13 protein-coding genes are annotated in these 14,468 nt (G+C 75.2%); 3 read left to right on the forward strand and 10 right to left on the reverse strand.

Annotation, left to right across the window (positions count from 1 at the left end; genetic code table 11):
- The first annotated feature begins 91 nt into the window (after positions 1-91).
- Both ACZ6ZI_RS01290 and ACZ6ZI_RS01295 read left to right on the forward strand, forming a co-directional pair.
- Positions 92-871 carry an alpha/beta hydrolase gene (locus tag ACZ6ZI_RS01290; protein ID WP_469514247.1) on the forward strand — a complete coding sequence of 260 codons (780 nt, stop codon included), beginning with the start codon at positions 92-94 and terminating at the stop codon, positions 869-871.
- A complete protein-coding gene (locus ACZ6ZI_RS01295) occupies positions 864-1,454 on the forward strand; it encodes a hypothetical protein (protein WP_469514250.1) in 591 nt (196 codons plus the stop codon). Before ACZ6ZI_RS01290 ends, ACZ6ZI_RS01295 begins: the two co-directional genes overlap by 8 nt.
- A gap of 104 nt (positions 1,455-1,558) precedes the next feature.
- Here ACZ6ZI_RS01295 and ACZ6ZI_RS01300 read toward each other — a convergent pair whose 3' ends face one another.
- The 6 genes from ACZ6ZI_RS01300 to ACZ6ZI_RS01325 form a co-directional block, all read right to left on the reverse strand.
- Positions 1,559-2,305 (reverse strand): endonuclease/exonuclease/phosphatase family protein, encoded by a 747-nt coding sequence (locus ACZ6ZI_RS01300; RefSeq protein ID WP_363056858.1) that lies wholly within the window; start codon positions 2,303-2,305, stop codon positions 1,559-1,561.
- 72 nt (positions 2,306-2,377) lie between these two features.
- Positions 2,378-3,319 carry an ROK family glucokinase gene (locus ACZ6ZI_RS01305; protein ID WP_469514255.1) on the reverse strand — a complete coding sequence of 314 codons (942 nt, stop codon included), beginning with the start codon at positions 3,317-3,319 and terminating at the stop codon, positions 2,378-2,380.
- A gap of 61 nt (positions 3,320-3,380) precedes the next feature.
- Positions 3,381-3,866: a DUF5304 domain-containing protein gene (locus tag ACZ6ZI_RS01310; protein WP_469514259.1), complete on the reverse strand. Its 486-nt coding sequence runs from the start codon at positions 3,864-3,866 to the stop codon at positions 3,381-3,383.
- A gap of 67 nt (positions 3,867-3,933) precedes the next feature.
- Positions 3,934-5,088, reverse strand: coding sequence for an ArsA family ATPase (locus tag ACZ6ZI_RS01315; protein WP_469514262.1), 1,155 nt, complete (start codon positions 5,086-5,088; stop codon positions 3,934-3,936).
- A 404-nt stretch (positions 5,089-5,492) separates the two neighbouring features.
- On the reverse strand, positions 5,493-5,930 hold the full coding sequence (locus ACZ6ZI_RS01320; RefSeq protein WP_469514265.1) for an SRPBCC family protein: 438 nt from the start codon (positions 5,928-5,930) through the stop codon (positions 5,493-5,495).
- Positions 5,931-6,083: 153 nt separating this feature from the next.
- Positions 6,084-6,866, reverse strand: coding sequence for a metallophosphoesterase family protein (locus ACZ6ZI_RS01325; RefSeq protein WP_469514268.1), 783 nt, complete (start codon positions 6,864-6,866; stop codon positions 6,084-6,086).
- A gap of 298 nt (positions 6,867-7,164) precedes the next feature.
- Here ACZ6ZI_RS01325 and ACZ6ZI_RS01330 point away from each other — a divergent pair, with 298 nt between their 5' ends.
- Positions 7,165-8,961, forward strand: a complete 1,797-nt coding sequence (locus tag ACZ6ZI_RS01330) for an AMP-dependent synthetase/ligase (protein WP_469514271.1) — start codon at positions 7,165-7,167, stop codon at positions 8,959-8,961.
- A gap of 46 nt (positions 8,962-9,007) precedes the next feature.
- Here ACZ6ZI_RS01330 and ACZ6ZI_RS01335 read toward each other — a convergent pair whose 3' ends face one another.
- The 4 genes from ACZ6ZI_RS01335 to ACZ6ZI_RS01350 all read right to left on the reverse strand — a co-directional run bounded on the left by ACZ6ZI_RS01335 (position 9,008) and on the right by ACZ6ZI_RS01350 (position 14,214).
- Positions 9,008-10,624: a GMC oxidoreductase gene (locus ACZ6ZI_RS01335; protein ID WP_469514274.1), complete on the reverse strand. Its 1,617-nt coding sequence runs from the start codon at positions 10,622-10,624 to the stop codon at positions 9,008-9,010.
- Between the two features lie 131 nt (positions 10,625-10,755).
- Entirely contained in the window at positions 10,756-11,898 is a 1,143-nt protein-coding gene (locus ACZ6ZI_RS01340) for a glycosyltransferase family 4 protein (RefSeq protein WP_469514277.1), read from the reverse strand.
- Positions 11,899-11,921: 23 nt separating this feature from the next.
- Positions 11,922-13,139, reverse strand: a complete 1,218-nt coding sequence (locus tag ACZ6ZI_RS01345; protein ID WP_469514280.1) for a hypothetical protein — start codon at positions 13,137-13,139, stop codon at positions 11,922-11,924.
- 25 nt (positions 13,140-13,164) lie between these two features.
- Positions 13,165-14,214: a C40 family peptidase gene (locus tag ACZ6ZI_RS01350; RefSeq protein WP_469514283.1), complete on the reverse strand. Its 1,050-nt coding sequence runs from the start codon at positions 14,212-14,214 to the stop codon at positions 13,165-13,167.
- Positions 14,215-14,468: the final 254 nt, after the last annotated feature.

The following is a 14,468-nucleotide window of genomic DNA, read 5'->3' on the forward strand; positions in this document are numbered from 1 at the left end:
ACGGCCCTGGTCGGTACCACCCCGGTCGCGTACGGTGAAGTCACACAGAGCAACGCACCCCCCACCCCCCGCCCCCGTTAAGGAGACCCTGGTGCCCGTCCTCCCTGGAGCCGAGCCGTTCCGCCACGAGGGCGGAGAGGTCGGCGTCCTCCTCTGCCACGGCTTCACCGGCTCCCCGCAGTCCCTGCGCCCGTGGGCCGAGTACCTCGCCGAGCGGGGTCTGACGGTGTCCCTGCCGCTGCTGCCCGGACACGGGACCCGCTGGGAGGACATGCAGCTCACCGGCTGGCAGGACTGGTACGCGGAGGTCGACCGCGCGCTGCGCGAGCTGCTGGACCGGTGCGAGCGGGTGTTCGTCTTCGGGCTGTCGATGGGCGGCGCGCTGACGCTGCGGCTGGCCGCCCGGCACGGGGACGCGATCAGCGGCATCGTGCTCGTCAATCCCGCCAACAAGGTGCACGACCCCCTGGCCGTGACCCTTCCGGTGGCCAAGCACTTCATCCGGTCGACGCCGGGCATCGCCAGCGACATCGCGAAGCCGGGGTCGGCCGAGGTCGGCTACGACCGGGTCCCGACGCGGGCCGCGCACTCCCTGCGCGCCTTCCTGCGCCTGGTGGACACCGAGCTGCCGCAGGTGACGCAGCCGGTGCTGCTGCTGCACAGCCCGCAGGACCACGTCGTCCCGCCGGCCGACTCGGCGCGGATCCTGGCCCGGGTGTCCTCGACGGACGTCACCGAGACCCTGCTGGAACAGAGCTACCACGTCGCGACGTTGGACCATGACGCGGAGCGGATCTTCGCGGACAGTTATGCGTTCGTCGGGCGGCTCGCACAGAGCGTCGGCAGGGAGGGGGCGGCCAGCGGTGGCTGAGCACGAGGAGCCGTCCGGGGGCGTACCCCCGCTGGACGAGGAGGCGGCGTGGGCCGCGATCGTCGCCGGGTACGGACAGGAGCCGCCGGACCCGCCGGGGGCCAGACCGTTCCGGCCGATCGAGAACCTGATGCTGCCCGAGGAGGACGTGAAGCCGGAGCCGCCGGAGGCCCCCGAGGCTCCCGCGACACCGGCCGCGCCGGCGGCTCCGGCCGCGCCCGCCCTGGGCAGCTCGGTGGTGTTCGCCCCGGGCGTGGGCGCGGACGGGCCCGTGGCGGGCCCGCGCGACCACTCCCTGGCGGAGCCTAAGGACGACGACCTGACCGCGTCGGACGAGGGCCACTTCGTCCCGCCGGAGCCGGAGCTGCCGCCCGCCGACACGACGGCGAAGTTCGCGTGGCTCGCGGTGGTCGGCGGACCGGTGCTGCTGTTGCTGGCGGTGCTGTTGCAGTGGGACATGACCTGGTGGCTGACCACCCTGGGCATCGGCGGCTTCCTGGGCGGCTTCGCCACCCTGGTGGCGCGCATGGACCACGGCGACGACGACGAGGACGACGACCCGGGCCGCGGCGCGGTCGTCTAGGCCGTCGCCCCGGCCCGAGCCTGGCCCGAGCCTGGCCCGAGCCCGGCGCGCGCCGGGCCGGGCTCGGGCCCGCCGGGGCCGCGCCGGGGCCGCGCCGGGGTGCGTCAGGCGGCGGGGAGGCGGAGGGTGGCCAGCACCGGGAGGTGGTCGGTGGCGGCGCGCAGGTCCGCCGGGTCGACGCCCGCGAGCCCCGCGGGGACGCCGCAGGCCAGGACCTCCACCCCCGCCGAGGCGAAGACGGCGTCGATGCGCCGGTCCGGCGCCCGCGCCGGGAAGGTGTCCGCGCCGCCCCAGGGGGCGACCGTCCAGCAGTCCCGCAGGGTCGAGGAGAGCAGCCCGAACGCCGCTCCCCCGGGAGTCTCGTTCACGTCGGCCGCCGCGACGGCGTACGGCACGTCCAGCGCGGCGATCCGCTCCAGCAGCAGCCCGGCGTGCGCGATCCGTTCCGCCCGGTCCAGCGACAGGTGGGCGCTGACCACCCCGACCCGCGCCGCCCCGAAGCGGACGACGGCCGTCGCGAAGCCGCGCCGGTGCAGCCCGGGCCGCAGCGGCAGCAGGACGTCCTCGGCGCGCTCCACGAAGGCCCGTAGCGAGCACAGCAGCAGCGGCCCGGCCGCCGTCGCTCCCCCGCCCAGCACCACCAGGTCCGTCTTGGCCGCCAGCCGGGCGGCGTGCTTGCGCCAGCGGAAGAAGCGCGGCGCCTCCTGGACGAGGACCAGGTCGGGGGCGCACGCGCGGATCACCCGGGCCAGCGCCTCCTCGTCGTCGCGCAGCGAGCGGATGTTGTAGCTGAGGACCCGGATCACGGCTGAACCGTCCGGCTCCGTGCGGGAGTTCGGCAGTATGCGCATGCCCCGCAACCTATGCGTCCGCCCGTCGCGCCCCCAGGGGGCGCGACGGGCGGACGCGGGCGGGGAAGGGGATCAGCCCTGGCGGGCCAGGTCGGCCGCGCCGACGAGCCCGGCCTCTCCGCCGAGCCGCGCCGCCAGCACCTGCGCGTGCGGGCGCCAGGCGCCGCCGATCAGCCAGCGCTTGAAGGACTTGCGGATCGGGTCCAGGACCAGGTCGCCCTCGTCGGAGACGCCGCCGCCGACGATGAACGCGGACGGGTCGAAGAGGGAGGCCAGGTCGGCGAGGCCGGCTCCGGCCCAGCGGGCCAGCTCCCGGAAGGAGTCGACGGCCACCGGGTCGCCGGCCCGCGCGGCCTGGCTGATGTGGCGGCCCTCGATGCCCTCGGGGGTGCCGTCGCCGAGGCCGAGGAGGACCGTCGCGTGCTCGGGGGTGGCGTTCGCGCGCTGCTTCGCGTAGCGGACGAGGGCGCGGCCGGAGGCGTACTGCTCCCAGCAGCCCTGGCTGCCACAGCCGCACAGGAGGCCGTCGGGGACGACCCGGATGTGGCCGAACTCGGCGGCCACGCCGAAGCGGCCGCGGCGGAGCTTGTTGCCGATGATGATGCCGCCGCCGAGGCCGGTGCCGAGGGTGATGCAGATGACGTCCTCGTGGCCCTGGCCCGCGCCGAAGCGGTACTCGCCCCAGGCCGCGCAGTTCGCGTCGTTCTCGACGACGACGGGCAGGCCGATGCGCTGCTCGACCTTGTCCTTGAGCGGCTCGTGCCGCCAGTTGATGTTCGGTGCGAAGAGCACCGTCGCGCGCTTGTCGTCCACGTAGCCGGCGGCGCCGATGCCGACGGCGTCGATGGTGTGGTTGCTGCTGACCTCGGAGACGGCGGCGCAGATCGCCTCCGTCACGCCGTCCGCGGTCGGCGGGGTGGGCACCTTGTACGTCTCAAGGATGGTGCCCTCTTCGTCGACCACGCCGGCCGCGATCTTCGTGCCGCCGATGTCGACGCCGATGGTGAGTCCCATTAGTCCCTCGGTTTCCGGTCAAGCCCCGCCACGGCCCACCGTACCCGAGGCGGACGGAGGATCAGTCGAGATCGATCCGCTCGCCCGCGCCCGGCCCCTCGTCGTCCGGGCCGTCGCCGCGCCGGTCGGCGCCGGGCCCCGGGGCGCGGGGCGCGGGGGGTCGCTCCCGGGTCCAGCGGCGTTCGTGGCCCTCGACTGCGGAGCGGTAGGCGGCCAGCAACTCGGAGCCGGCGGCCGCGAGGTGGCCGAAGACCTCCGGGTTGCGCTCGACGACCGGCCGGGCGGCGTGCTTCGCCTGGTTGACGAACTGGCGCACCGTGTCCTGGGCGGTGGCTCCCAGGAGCGGGTTGTCCAGGGAGGAGACCTTGTCGGCGACGGCCTCGAAGAGCTTGAACAGCTCCTCGGCGGCGGTGCCCGTGCCGGCTCCCGTGTCCTGCCGTCCGGCCCGGCGGCGTGCCTTCTCGGCGTCGAGGTCCTCGGCGCAGGCCCGCGCCCAGGCGTCTTCGTCGGCCGCGGGGCCGGTGGGGCGGTCGGTGGCCTCGCTCATCGCGGATTCTCCTTGCGGGCGTTCGGTAAGGCCGTATTTCGACCTTACCCGAACGGCGGTACGGGCTTCAGCGGGCCTGGGGCCAGAGCCCGGGGTCGGGGGTGAAGCGTACGCGCAGCGCGTCGTCGGCGAGGGCGGCGCCGGAGACGGCGCAGCGCCGCAGCGCGGAGGGCAGGGAGACGGTCCTGCGGTACGGGCCGACCGTGAGCAGGAGCTCGTCGCCGCGTCGTACGAGGTCCAGCTCGCTCTTGCGGGCGCCGGGCAGCGGGATCGCCCAGACCAGGACCCCGTCCTCGGCGAGCCGGTCCTCGACCGCCCAGTGCGGGCGGGGCGCGGCGGGGCTCGGGAGGAGGCCGCCGGCCTCGGCGAGGGCGGCGACGTCCCCGTGGCCGCGGGGGGCGCGGCCCAGGTGCGGCAGCCGGGTCACGGGCAGGGCGTCGCCCGCGGTCCGGGCCCACCGGGCGAGGGTGGCGTCCTGCTCGGCGGCGATGCCGGCCGCCCAGGGGTCGGTGGAGTCGGCGGGGGCGAGGCGGTTGGCGACGAGGTCCTCGACGCCGAGCCCGTACAGGGCGAACCCGAGCCGGCCGAGGCGCAGGGACCGCTCGGCGGCGGGCCCCGGTTCGACGACGATCCGCACGCGGGTGGTGTCGGCCTCGACGACGGCCTGGACGGCCGCCAGTTCCTCGTCCCAGCGGGCGGCGGTCTCGTAGAGCCACTGCGCGGGCATCGGGACCCCGGCGAGTTGGGCGAGTACGGGTCTCAGGGCGCGGGCCGCCTGCCGTTCGGCGGGCAGCAGCCGGGCCAGGTGGCGGCGCAGCTGCGCGGGGAGGGCGAGGGTGGTCAGCGCCCGGTGCAGCGGGGGCGCGTCCACGACCACGAGGTCGGTGTCGGGGGCGGCGGCGGCCCGGCGCAGGGCGCGGAGCAGGGAGAACTCCTCGGCTCCGGGCAGTTCGGTCAGCTCCTCGGCGCCGAGGGGCTGTCCACCGAGCAGGGCGAGGAGGGCGGATCCGCGTTCCTGGAGGGCGGCGAGTTCGGCGCGGAACTCCGCGCCGGAGTCGACGCGCGCCAGGCGCAGGCCCGGGGTGGGGGCGAGCTCCGGGAGCTCATCGGCGGACAGCAGCAGCACCCGGCGCCCCGCGCGGGCCGCCGCGAGGGCGGTGGCGGCGGCGACGGTGGTCCGTCCCGCCCCTCCGGGGCCGGTGATCAGCAGGGTCTGCGGCATGCGGTGGCGCTTCCTCCTCGGCGCGGCCCCGCCGACCGCGTCCGCCGGCCGGGAGGGCTCGGCGGAGGCTCCCCGCGGGGTCGGCCGGGATCCGGCCGGACCCCATTCTGTCCCGGGCCGACGCGCCGCCGGTCGGGGGGCCGGCCCCGGTGCGCGCGGACGCGACACCGGTCGGGTCCCGGACGGGCTCCGGACCTCCCCGGCCCGGGCGCGCGCGGACGCGGGTTCCCGGCCGGTCCCGGGCCGTCGACCCGGCCTCCCGGCCCGGGGCGCGCACGGCCGCTCACACGGCCCCGGACGCGCACGGACGCCACAGGATTCGCCCCCGGAGACGACCGGACCCCGGACGCGACCGGATCGGGCGGGATCCGGGAGGGCGGCCGGGGTCGGCGGAGGCGGTGGGCTCAGGCGGATTCGACGCGCTTCTTCAGGCCCGCCAGCGCGCGGTCGATGATGACCTTCTCGGCCTTGCGCTTGATCATGCCCAGCATCGGGATCTTGACGTCCACGGTCAGCTGGTAGGTGACCTGGGTGCGGCCGCCGTCCAGCGGGGCCAGCCGGTAGGAGCCGTCGAGCTGGCGCAGCATCTGGGACTTGTCCAGCGTCCAGCTGACCTCGTCCGTGCCCTTCCAGCTGTAGGCGAGGGTGTGGTCGTCCTTGATCGCGCCGGCGTCCAGGAGCAGGCGCACCTTCTCGGCGCGGCCCGCGGCGTCGGTGGAGAGCACCTCGGCCTCCTTCACCTCGCCGGTCCACTCGGGGTAGCGGGCGAAGTCGGCGATCACGGCCATGACCTCGGCCGGCGCGGCCTCGATCGTGATGCTCGAGCTGGTGTGTTCCGCCATCGCGGTCGCTCCTCCGGGGGGAATTCGACAAGTGTGCGGGCGGCCTCCGGCCGCCGCGTGAAGGCTACCGTGCGTGCGGCCTCGGCCACCGCCGCACCTCCCGCCGGGGCCGCCGGGGCGGCCGGCGGCGCCCCCGCGGGCGCGCCGCCCCGTTCACCACTCCAGCGCCCAGGGGCGTCCCGTCGAGGCGAAGTGGCCGACGTTCACGCACTCCGTGCCGCCGATCCTGACCCGTCGGGCGAGGGGCTGGTGGACGTGGCCGAACAGGGCGTAGCGCGGCCGGGTGCGGCGGATGGCCGCGAGCAGGGCCTCGCTGCCGCGCTCGAAGCGGCGCGCGACCGTGTCGTAGCAGAGCTCGGGGACCTCGGGCGGGATGTGGGAGCACAGGACGTCGACCTCGCCGAGGGCCTCCACCTTGGCGGCGTACTCCTCCTCGTCCACCTCGTAGGGGGTGCGCATGGGCGAGGGCAGGCCGCCGCCGACGAAGCCGAAGACCCGGCCGCCGATCTCCACGCGCTGCCCGTCGAGGACGGTGGTGCCCGGTGCGGCGTACTCCTGCCAGAGGGTCGGCACGTCGACGTTGCCGTAGGTGGCGTACGTGGGAGTGGGGAAGGCCGCGAACATCTGCGCGTACTGGCGGCGTACGGCTTCCTCGATCAGCCGCTCCCTGTCCAGTCCGTCCCACAGGCGGCGGCCGAATTCGCGTGCTTCCCCGAAGCGTCGGGCGGTGCGCAGTTCGACGATCCGGTCGGCGTTCTCGACGCCGAAGAGGTCGGGGAAGATGCCGCGCGAGTGGTCGGCGTAGTCGAGGAAGAGCACCAGGTCACCGAGGCAGATCAGCGCGTCGGCGCCGTCCCCGGCGCGGGCGAGCGCCTCGGTGTTGCCGTGTACGTCGCTGACGACGTGGATCCTCGTACGCATCCTGCTGGCACCCATGTCCGCAACCCTAGGGGGGTACGGCCAGGACGGGTAGAGGACCGGTGGAGTGGTCGCGGGGCGAGCCGCGCGCACCGCTCAGAGGTGGCCGGACCTGCGGTTACTTCCGAGTCGCGCGGCGGGTCGACTACTGTCGGCACGTTCGTTCCGGGTTCCGGGGCAGCCTGACAATGTCTGACGATGTACAGAATGTGACGCACGGAACATCTGGCCGGTTCCCTCTATCCGGAACCCACTACCGGTGGGTAACGTCCGGTCGGTCCACACGGTGGCGATGGCGCCCAGAGGAGCTTCAGTCTTGCGCGAGTTCAGCCTTCCGGCCCTGTACGAGGTCCCTTCGGACGGGAACCTGACGGATCTCATCCGCCGCAACGCCGCCCAGCATCCCGACACCGCCGTCATCGCCCGCAAGGTCGACGGCCGGTGGCAGGACGTGACGGCGACGCAGTTCCTCGCCGAGGTGCGCGCCACCGCCAAGGGCCTGATCGCCTCCGGCGTCCGGCCGGGCGACCGGGTCGCCCTGATCTCCCGCACCCGCTACGAGTGGGTGCTGTTCGACTTCGCGATCTGGAGCGCGGGCGCGGTCACCGTCCCCGTCTACGAGACCAGCTCCCCCGAGCAGATCCAGTGGATCCTCGGCGACTCCGGAGCCGTCGCGGTCGTCGTGGAGAGCCCCGCGCACGCCGAGGCCGTGGCCACCCTGCGCGACCGCCTGCCGGAGCTGCGCGAGGTCTGGGAGATCGACCGGGACGCGGTGGGCACCCTCCAGGCCGCCGGCGCCTCCGTCTCCGACGAGGAGGTGGACGCGCGCAGCGCCCTCGCGGGCGCCGACGACCCGGCCACCATCGTCTACACCTCGGGCACCACCGGCCGCCCCAAGGGCTGCGTGCTGACCCACCGCAACTTCTTCGCCGAGTGCGGCAACGTCGTGGAGCGCCTCAGCCCCCTGTTCCGCACCGGCGAGTGCTCCGTCCTGCTGTTCCTCCCGGCCGCGCACGTCTTCGGCCGTCTGGTGGAGGTGGCGGCGGTACTGGCGCCGATCCGGTTGGGCTGCGTACCGGACATCAAGAACCTCACCGACGAGCTCCAGTCCTTCCGGCCCACGCTGATCCTCGGCGTGCCGCGCGTCTTCGAGAAGGTCTACAACTCGGCGCGCGCCAAGGCCCAGGCCGACGGCAAGGGCAGGATCTTCGACGCGGCGGCCGAGACGGCCATCGCGTACAGCCGGGCGCTCGACGCCCCCGGCGGCCCCTCCTTCGGGCTGCGACTGAAGCACAAGCTGTTCTCCAGGCTCGTCTACAAGAAGCTGCACGCGGTCCTCGGCGGACGCGGCGAGTACGCCATCTCCGGCGGCGCCCCGCTCGGCGAGCGGCTCGGCCACTTCTTCCGCGGCATCGGCTTCACGGTGCTGGAGGGCTACGGCCTCACCGAGTCCTGCGCGGCCACGGCCTTCAACCCGTGGGACAAGCAGAAGATCGGCACGGTCGGCCAGCCGCTGCCCGGCTCCGTGGTGCGCATCGCCGACGACGGCGAGGTGCTGCTGCACGGCGAGCACATCTTCAAGGAGTACTGGAAGAACGAGTCGGCCACGGCCGAGGCGCTGACCGACGGCTGGTTCCACACCGGCGACGTCGGCACCCTCGACGAGGACGGCTTCCTCGCGATCACCGGCCGCAAGAAGGAACTGATCGTCACGGCGGGCGGCAAGAACGTCGCCCCGGCGGTGATCGAGGACCGCATCCGCGCCCACGCGCTGGTCGGCGAGTGCATGGTGGTCGGCGACGGGCGCCCGTTCGTGGCGGCGCTGGTCACCATCGACGAGGAGTTCCTCGGCCGGTGGGCCGCGGACAACGGCAAGCCGGCCGGGGTGACGGCGGCGGAGCTGCGCGAGGACGCGGATCTGATCGCCGCCGTCCAGAAGGCCGTCGACGACGGCAACGCGGCGGTCTCGAAGGCGGAATCGGTGCGGAAGTTCCGCATTCTGGCCTCCCAGTTCACGGAGGAGTCCGGGCACATCACGCCCTCGCTGAAGCTCAAGCGGAACGTGGTGGCGAAGGACTTCGCGGACGAGATCGAGGCCCTGTACCGGGGCTAGGCCGCACGGCGGGAGCCGTCCGGGCGGGAGCCGTCCGGGCGGGACGTCAGCGCGGGTCCTCGGCGAGGATCCGCGCCATGTTCCGTTCGGCGAGGGCCGTGATCGTCACGAACGGGTTCACGCCGAGCGAGCCGGGCACCAGGGAGCCGTCGACCACGTACAGCCCCTCGTAGCCCTTGGCCCGGCCGTAGAGGTCGGTGGCCTCTCCGAGGACGCAGCCGCCCAGCGGGTGGTAGGTGAAGTCGTCGGCGAAGGGCCGGTTGCCGCCGAACAGGTCGTAGCGGTAGATCGTGACGTTGCGCCGGTTGATCCGGTCGAAGAGGTTCCTGGCCGCCTGCACGGCCGGGGCGTTCTGACCTCGGGTCCAGCGCAGGCGGGCGGAGTCGGTGGCGGCGTCGTAGGTGAAGTGGCCGCGCTCCGGGTTCCTGGTGATCGCCAGGTACAGCGAGATCCAGTGCTCGAAGCCCATCGGCAACGGGGCGATCTCGGCGAACACCGGGTTGGCGGCGTTGTCCCAGTCGTCGATGCCGAGCGCCGGCATGGTGGCCTGGTGCGCGCCCACGGTGTCCCAGAGGTGGTTGGCGCGGGCGGTCATGACGTTGCCGTTGGGGCCCCAGCCCCGGCCGACCTGCTCGCTCAGCTCCGGCAGGGTGCCGGTCTCGCGGGCGCGCAGCAGGATCTCCGAGGTGCCGAGGCTGCCCGCGCCCAGGAAGAGCTGCCGACAGCCCAGTTCCCTGACCTGGGTGACCTTGCCGGTCAGGTCGCTGGTGCGGACCGTGACCACGTAGCCGCCCGCCGGGTCGGGGCGTACGCCGACCACCCGCTGCATGGTCTCGATGGTGACGTTCCCGGTGCCGAGGGCGGCGGCGAGGTAGGTCTTGTCGAGGCTCCTCTTGCCGTGGTTGTTGCCGTAGATGACCTCGCCGGCGAGCGCGGACCGCGGGACGGCGCCGGCGGCCTCGCGCTTCATGTAGTCGAAGTCGTAGACGTTGGGCACGAAGGCGGTCCGCAGGCCGGTGTTGTGGGCGTGCCGGCGGGAGATCCGGGCGAAGCGGTACCACTCCGTGGACTCGAACCAGGCCGGGTCGATGTCGTTGACGCCGAGCATGGCGCGGGCCCGCGGGAACCAGGTGCCGTACATCTCCTCGGCGTCGACGCGGGGCAGCACCTCGGCGAAGTACGAGCGGCGCGGGGTCGGGGCCATGCCGCCGTTGACCAGGGAGCCGCCGCCGACGCCCCGGCCCACGTACACGGACATGTCCCCGTGGTCGACCCGGTCCAGGACACCGGGGTAGGGGTTGATGTCGCGGTTGACCACGTCGAGCCAGAGGAACTGGGCGAGCGGGGCCTCGGTGCGGGTGCGGAACCACATGGAGCGCTGATCGGGCGCGGAGGTGGAGGGGAAGACCTTGCCGTCGCCCGCCGGCGTGTCCCACAGCCGGCCCATCTCCAGGACGACGGTGCGCACCCCCGCCTGCCCGAGGCGCAGCGCGGCCACGGCCGACCCGTAGCCGGAGCCGACGACGATCGCCGGGGCGTACCGTGCGGCGGGGGGTTCGGCGGCCTGCGCCGAGGACAACCCGATTCGGGTGAAACCGAGCGCCGCGGCGGTCTGGAGCGCGGTGACGCCGAGGAAGTGACGGCGTGTCAGTTTGGGTGTCATGGCGGCATGATGGGCGCCTTCGCGCCAACCGGCCAGAGACGGTGACGCCATTCATCGCGGGCACAGTCGTGGGTGGCGCATGGCCCGCGCACCGGGCGCCGCCGGCCCGGTGCGGCCCTCGGGCGCGCGGGCTAGAGCAGCTCCCGCAGCCGCTGCGCCAGGAGGTCCCAGCGCCACTTCTCCTCGACCCAGGCGCGGCCCCGGGCTCCCATGCGGGCCCGCAGTTCCGGGTCCCGCAGCAGGGCGACGATCCGGTCGGCGGCCTCGTCCGGCTCTCCGCCGCGGACCACCCAGCCGGTCTCCCCGTCGAGCACCGCGTCCGGGGCGCCGCCGGAGTCCCCGGCGACCACCGGCAGGCCCGTCGCCGAGGCCTCCAGGTAGACGATCCCGAGCCCCTCGACGTCCAGGCCGCCGCGCCGGGTCCGGCAGGGCATGGCGAAGACGTCGCCGGCGCCGTAGTGGGCGGGCAGTTCCTCCCAGGGGACCGCCCCGGTGAAGACCACGTTCCGCGCGACCCCGGTGGATTCGGCGAGCGCCCTCAGGTCCTTCTCGTAGGGGCCCCCGCCCACGATCAGCAGGATGGCGTCCGGTACGGCGGCCAGGATCCTCGGCATGGCCGCGATCAGGGTGTCCTGCCCCTTGCGCGGGACCAGGCGCGAGACGCACACGACCACGGGCCGGTCGGTGAGCCCGAGCCGGGCCCGGACCAGCGCCCCGCCGGAGTCGGGGTGGAAGGTCTTCTCGTCGACGCCCGGCGGCAGTTGCGTCATCCGGGCCGCCGCCCCCGGGGTGAGCGCCGAGGCGATCCGCGAGCGCGTGTACTCCCCGAGGTAGGTCAGGGTGTCGGTGCCCTCGCCGATCCTGCGCAGCAACTGTCGCGCGGCCGGCAGCTGAGCCCAGCCCGCCTCGTGGCCGTGGGTGGTGGCGACCAGCCGCCGGGCGCCGGCCCGGCGCAGCGCGGGGCCCATCAGGCCGAGCGGGGCCGCCGCCCCGAACCACACCGACTCGCAGCCGTGTTCGCGCAGCAGGGACACCGCCCGGCGGGTCACGCGGGGGGTCGGCAGCAGCATCGTCGTGCGGTCGCGCACCACGGTGAAGGGCTGCTCGGCGTCGAAGGCGGCGGTGGCGGCGCGCCCCTCGGCGCCGTGCTTCCAGGTGGAGGCGTAGACGACGACCCGCTCGGGGTCGAGCCGCAGCGCCATGTTGTGCAGGAAGGCCTGGATGCCGCCCGGGCGCGGCGGGAAGTCGTTCGTCACGATCAGCGTCTTGTGCATCCCCGCCAACGTACCGGACGACCTCAGCGCAGTTCCTCGCGCAGGGCCTCCCGCCAGGCCCGGTCCAACCCGTCCGGGTCGATGCCGAGGACCCGCTCCAGGGCCACGGGCAGCGCCTCGCGGCCGGCCTGCGCGTAGAGGCGTACGAGCTTGTCCTCGCCCCACCGGTCGGCGACGAGCCGGCAGGCGAGCCAGGCGCCCTCGTAGGCGCGCGCCGCGGCCTGCGGGTCCCCGCCGAAGGCGAAGTCGGCGTCCGCCGGGAGCGTGGCGGGGATCCGGCCCTCGCGTACGGCGCGGGCCAGCGTGGGCGCGACGCGGTCCGGGGCGAGGGAGCCGCCCCGGTACGCCGCCCAGTCCGCGAACCCCTCCGACAGCCACTGCGGGGTGCGGGCGGTGGTGGCGGCGCGGGTGGCGACGTGGGTGACCTCGTGGGTCAGCACCACCCGCCGCCCCTCCTCCCCGAGCTGCGCCCACCCCTCCGGGTTGATCACCACCCGGTCGGCGGGGGCGGGTCCCGTGCCCACCCGGCCGGTGGTGACGGCGCCCAGGCCCCGGTACTCGGCGGCCGGGCGGCCCAGCAGCGCGGCCATCGCGTCCAGCGAGGCGGGCGCCAGCACCACCACACGGCGCGCCCACTCCCCCGGCCAGGCGGCCCCGACGGCGGGCACCGCCCGGTCCGCCCCCTCGGCCAGGGCGGCCGCCTCGCCCGGCGGCCGGCCCGAGGCCAGGACCAGGGCGTGCGCGCCCCGGACCACCTCCACCGGCCCCTGGTCCCACAGCTGGGGCGGCGCGCCGGGCGCGGGTCGGTCGCCGAGCACCCGGTAGGCGCCCCCGGCCTCGGTGCGCGCGACCTCGACCTCGCGGCGCGCCTCGACGGGCGCCGTGTCGTGGCCGGCCAGCCGGTAGCGCAGCAGGGCGGGGACGCGCAGTTGCGCGCCGGGGTGCGGGGGCACGGAGGTGACCTCGTAGGACCAGTCCTCCAGGGGGATCCCGGCCGGCTTCCCGGAGGGCTCGGCCGACCAGGCGGCGACGGCCTCGCGGACCGGTCGCGCGTCGGCGTCGGCGTCGGGACCGGCCGGGGCCTGGCATCCGGCGGCGGCGAGGAGCAGGCCCGCCAGGAACACCCGCGCCGGGAACACCCGCGCCGGGAGCGCCCGCCGGGAGCGGACGCGCGGCCGGAGCGCGCGCCGCCGCCGCGGCGCGGGCACGCGGGGTCGTACGGCGCGCGGGACCGGGATCATCAGCCGATCGTACGCATCCCCGCGCTCAGGGCCGGGTCACCGAGGACACCGGCATCATCCCGACGGGGTCGTAGCGGACCCGGGCCCCCGGGTAGGGGGCGTGCACCACCTGGCCGTTGCCCACGTACATGCCCACGTGGCTGGCGTCCGAGCGGTACGTGACCAGGTCCCCGGGCTGGGCCTGCGAGAGCGGCACCTGCCGCCCGGCGTGGCGCTGGGCCTGGGAGGTGCGCGGCAGCGAGACGCCCGCCTGGCGGTACGACCACACCATCAGCCCCGAGCAGTCGAAGCCGGAGGGGCCGGTCGAGCCCCACACGTACGGCCGGCCGACGGCCGCGCGGGCCGCCATCACGGCGGTCATGGCCCGCCCGGAGGCCCGGCCGCCGCCGTACGCCGGGGCCGGTTCCGGCAGGCCGTCGGCGCGGCCCGCCGACCGGGAGGCCCGCTCGAAGTCGGCGCGTTCCCCGGAGGGCATGGCGTCGAGGAGCCTGCGGGCGGCGGCGAGCTTCGCGGTGACGGACCGCTTGTGGCGGGCCACGTCGGAGCGCAGGACGTCGAGCGCGGCGAGCTTGCGGCCGGCCTCCTCGCGCTGCTGGCCGATCCGCCGCTGCTCCTCGCGGAGTTCGCCGAGCTGCTGGGCCCGGCGACCGCTGAGCCGGTTGAGCACGGCGGCCTTGTCGAGGTAGTCGCGGGGGTCGTCGGAGAGCATCAGCTCGACGGTGGGGTCGATGCCGCCGGAACGGTACTGGGCTCCGGCGAAGGTGCCCAGGACCCCGCGCATGGTGTTGATGCGGTCCTGGCCGCGGGCCACCGCGTCCTGGGCCCGGCCGATCTCGGCCCGGAGCCGGTCGGCCTTCTCGCCCGCCTCGTTGAAGGCCTCGGTGGCCTTCTCGGCCTCCTCGAAGAGGCGGTCGACCTGGGCGCGGGAACCCTGGGGTTCCGGCGGGAGCGTGGGGGCCGCTCCGGCCGGTGCGCCCGCGAGGGCCACGGCGGCGCCCGCCGCGGCGGCGGTGAAGACGGTGACCTTGGTGTTCCGGTCGGGGCCGCTGAGCCCGGTCCGGCGATGGGACGCCACGTGGAACCGCTCCCTTCCGCTGCGCGGCCCCGGGTCCGCCCCCCGTGGACGGCCGTGGGCCGGGGTTCCGCGCTGGCAGACAGTAGCCGCGCGACCACGCGCCGACCAACGACCTCCGACGGGCCCGTACGGGGGCGCCCCGCCGCGTTCGCAGGTCACCGGCGGGGCGCGCGGTCAGGTCGGCTCCCCGCAATTCGCCCGGATGGGCGGTGTGCGGCGCGTCCCGCCGGAGCGCCGGACGGGGGGGCGCCCGC

It is taken from the genome of Streptomyces sp. NPDC103540 (assembly GCF_055584445.1).

Coding starts and splice junctions, on each gene's coding strand:
- ACZ6ZI_RS01340 (WP_469514277.1), bottom strand. CDS start 11,898: ATGCACAAGACGCTGATCGTGACGAACGACTTCCCGCCGCGCCCGGGC.
- ACZ6ZI_RS01325 (WP_469514268.1), bottom strand. CDS start 6,866: ATGGGTGCCAGCAGGATGCGTACGAGGATCCACGTCGTCAGCGACGTA.
- ACZ6ZI_RS01300 (WP_363056858.1), bottom strand. CDS start 2,305: ATGCGCATACTGCCGAACTCCCGCACGGAGCCGGACGGTTCAGCCGTG.
- ACZ6ZI_RS01315 (WP_469514262.1), bottom strand. CDS start 5,088: ATGCCGCAGACCCTGCTGATCACCGGCCCCGGAGGGGCGGGACGGACC.
- ACZ6ZI_RS01335 (WP_469514274.1), bottom strand. CDS start 10,624: ATGACACCCAAACTGACACGCCGTCACTTCCTCGGCGTCACCGCGCTC.
- ACZ6ZI_RS01310 (WP_469514259.1), bottom strand. CDS start 3,866: ATGAGCGAGGCCACCGACCGCCCCACCGGCCCCGCGGCCGACGAAGAC.
- ACZ6ZI_RS01305 (WP_469514255.1), bottom strand. CDS start 3,319: ATGGGACTCACCATCGGCGTCGACATCGGCGGCACGAAGATCGCGGCC.
- ACZ6ZI_RS01320 (WP_469514265.1), bottom strand. CDS start 5,930: ATGGCGGAACACACCAGCTCGAGCATCACGATCGAGGCCGCGCCGGCC.
- ACZ6ZI_RS01345 (WP_469514280.1), bottom strand. CDS start 13,139: ATGATCCCGGTCCCGCGCGCCGTACGACCCCGCGTGCCCGCGCCGCGG.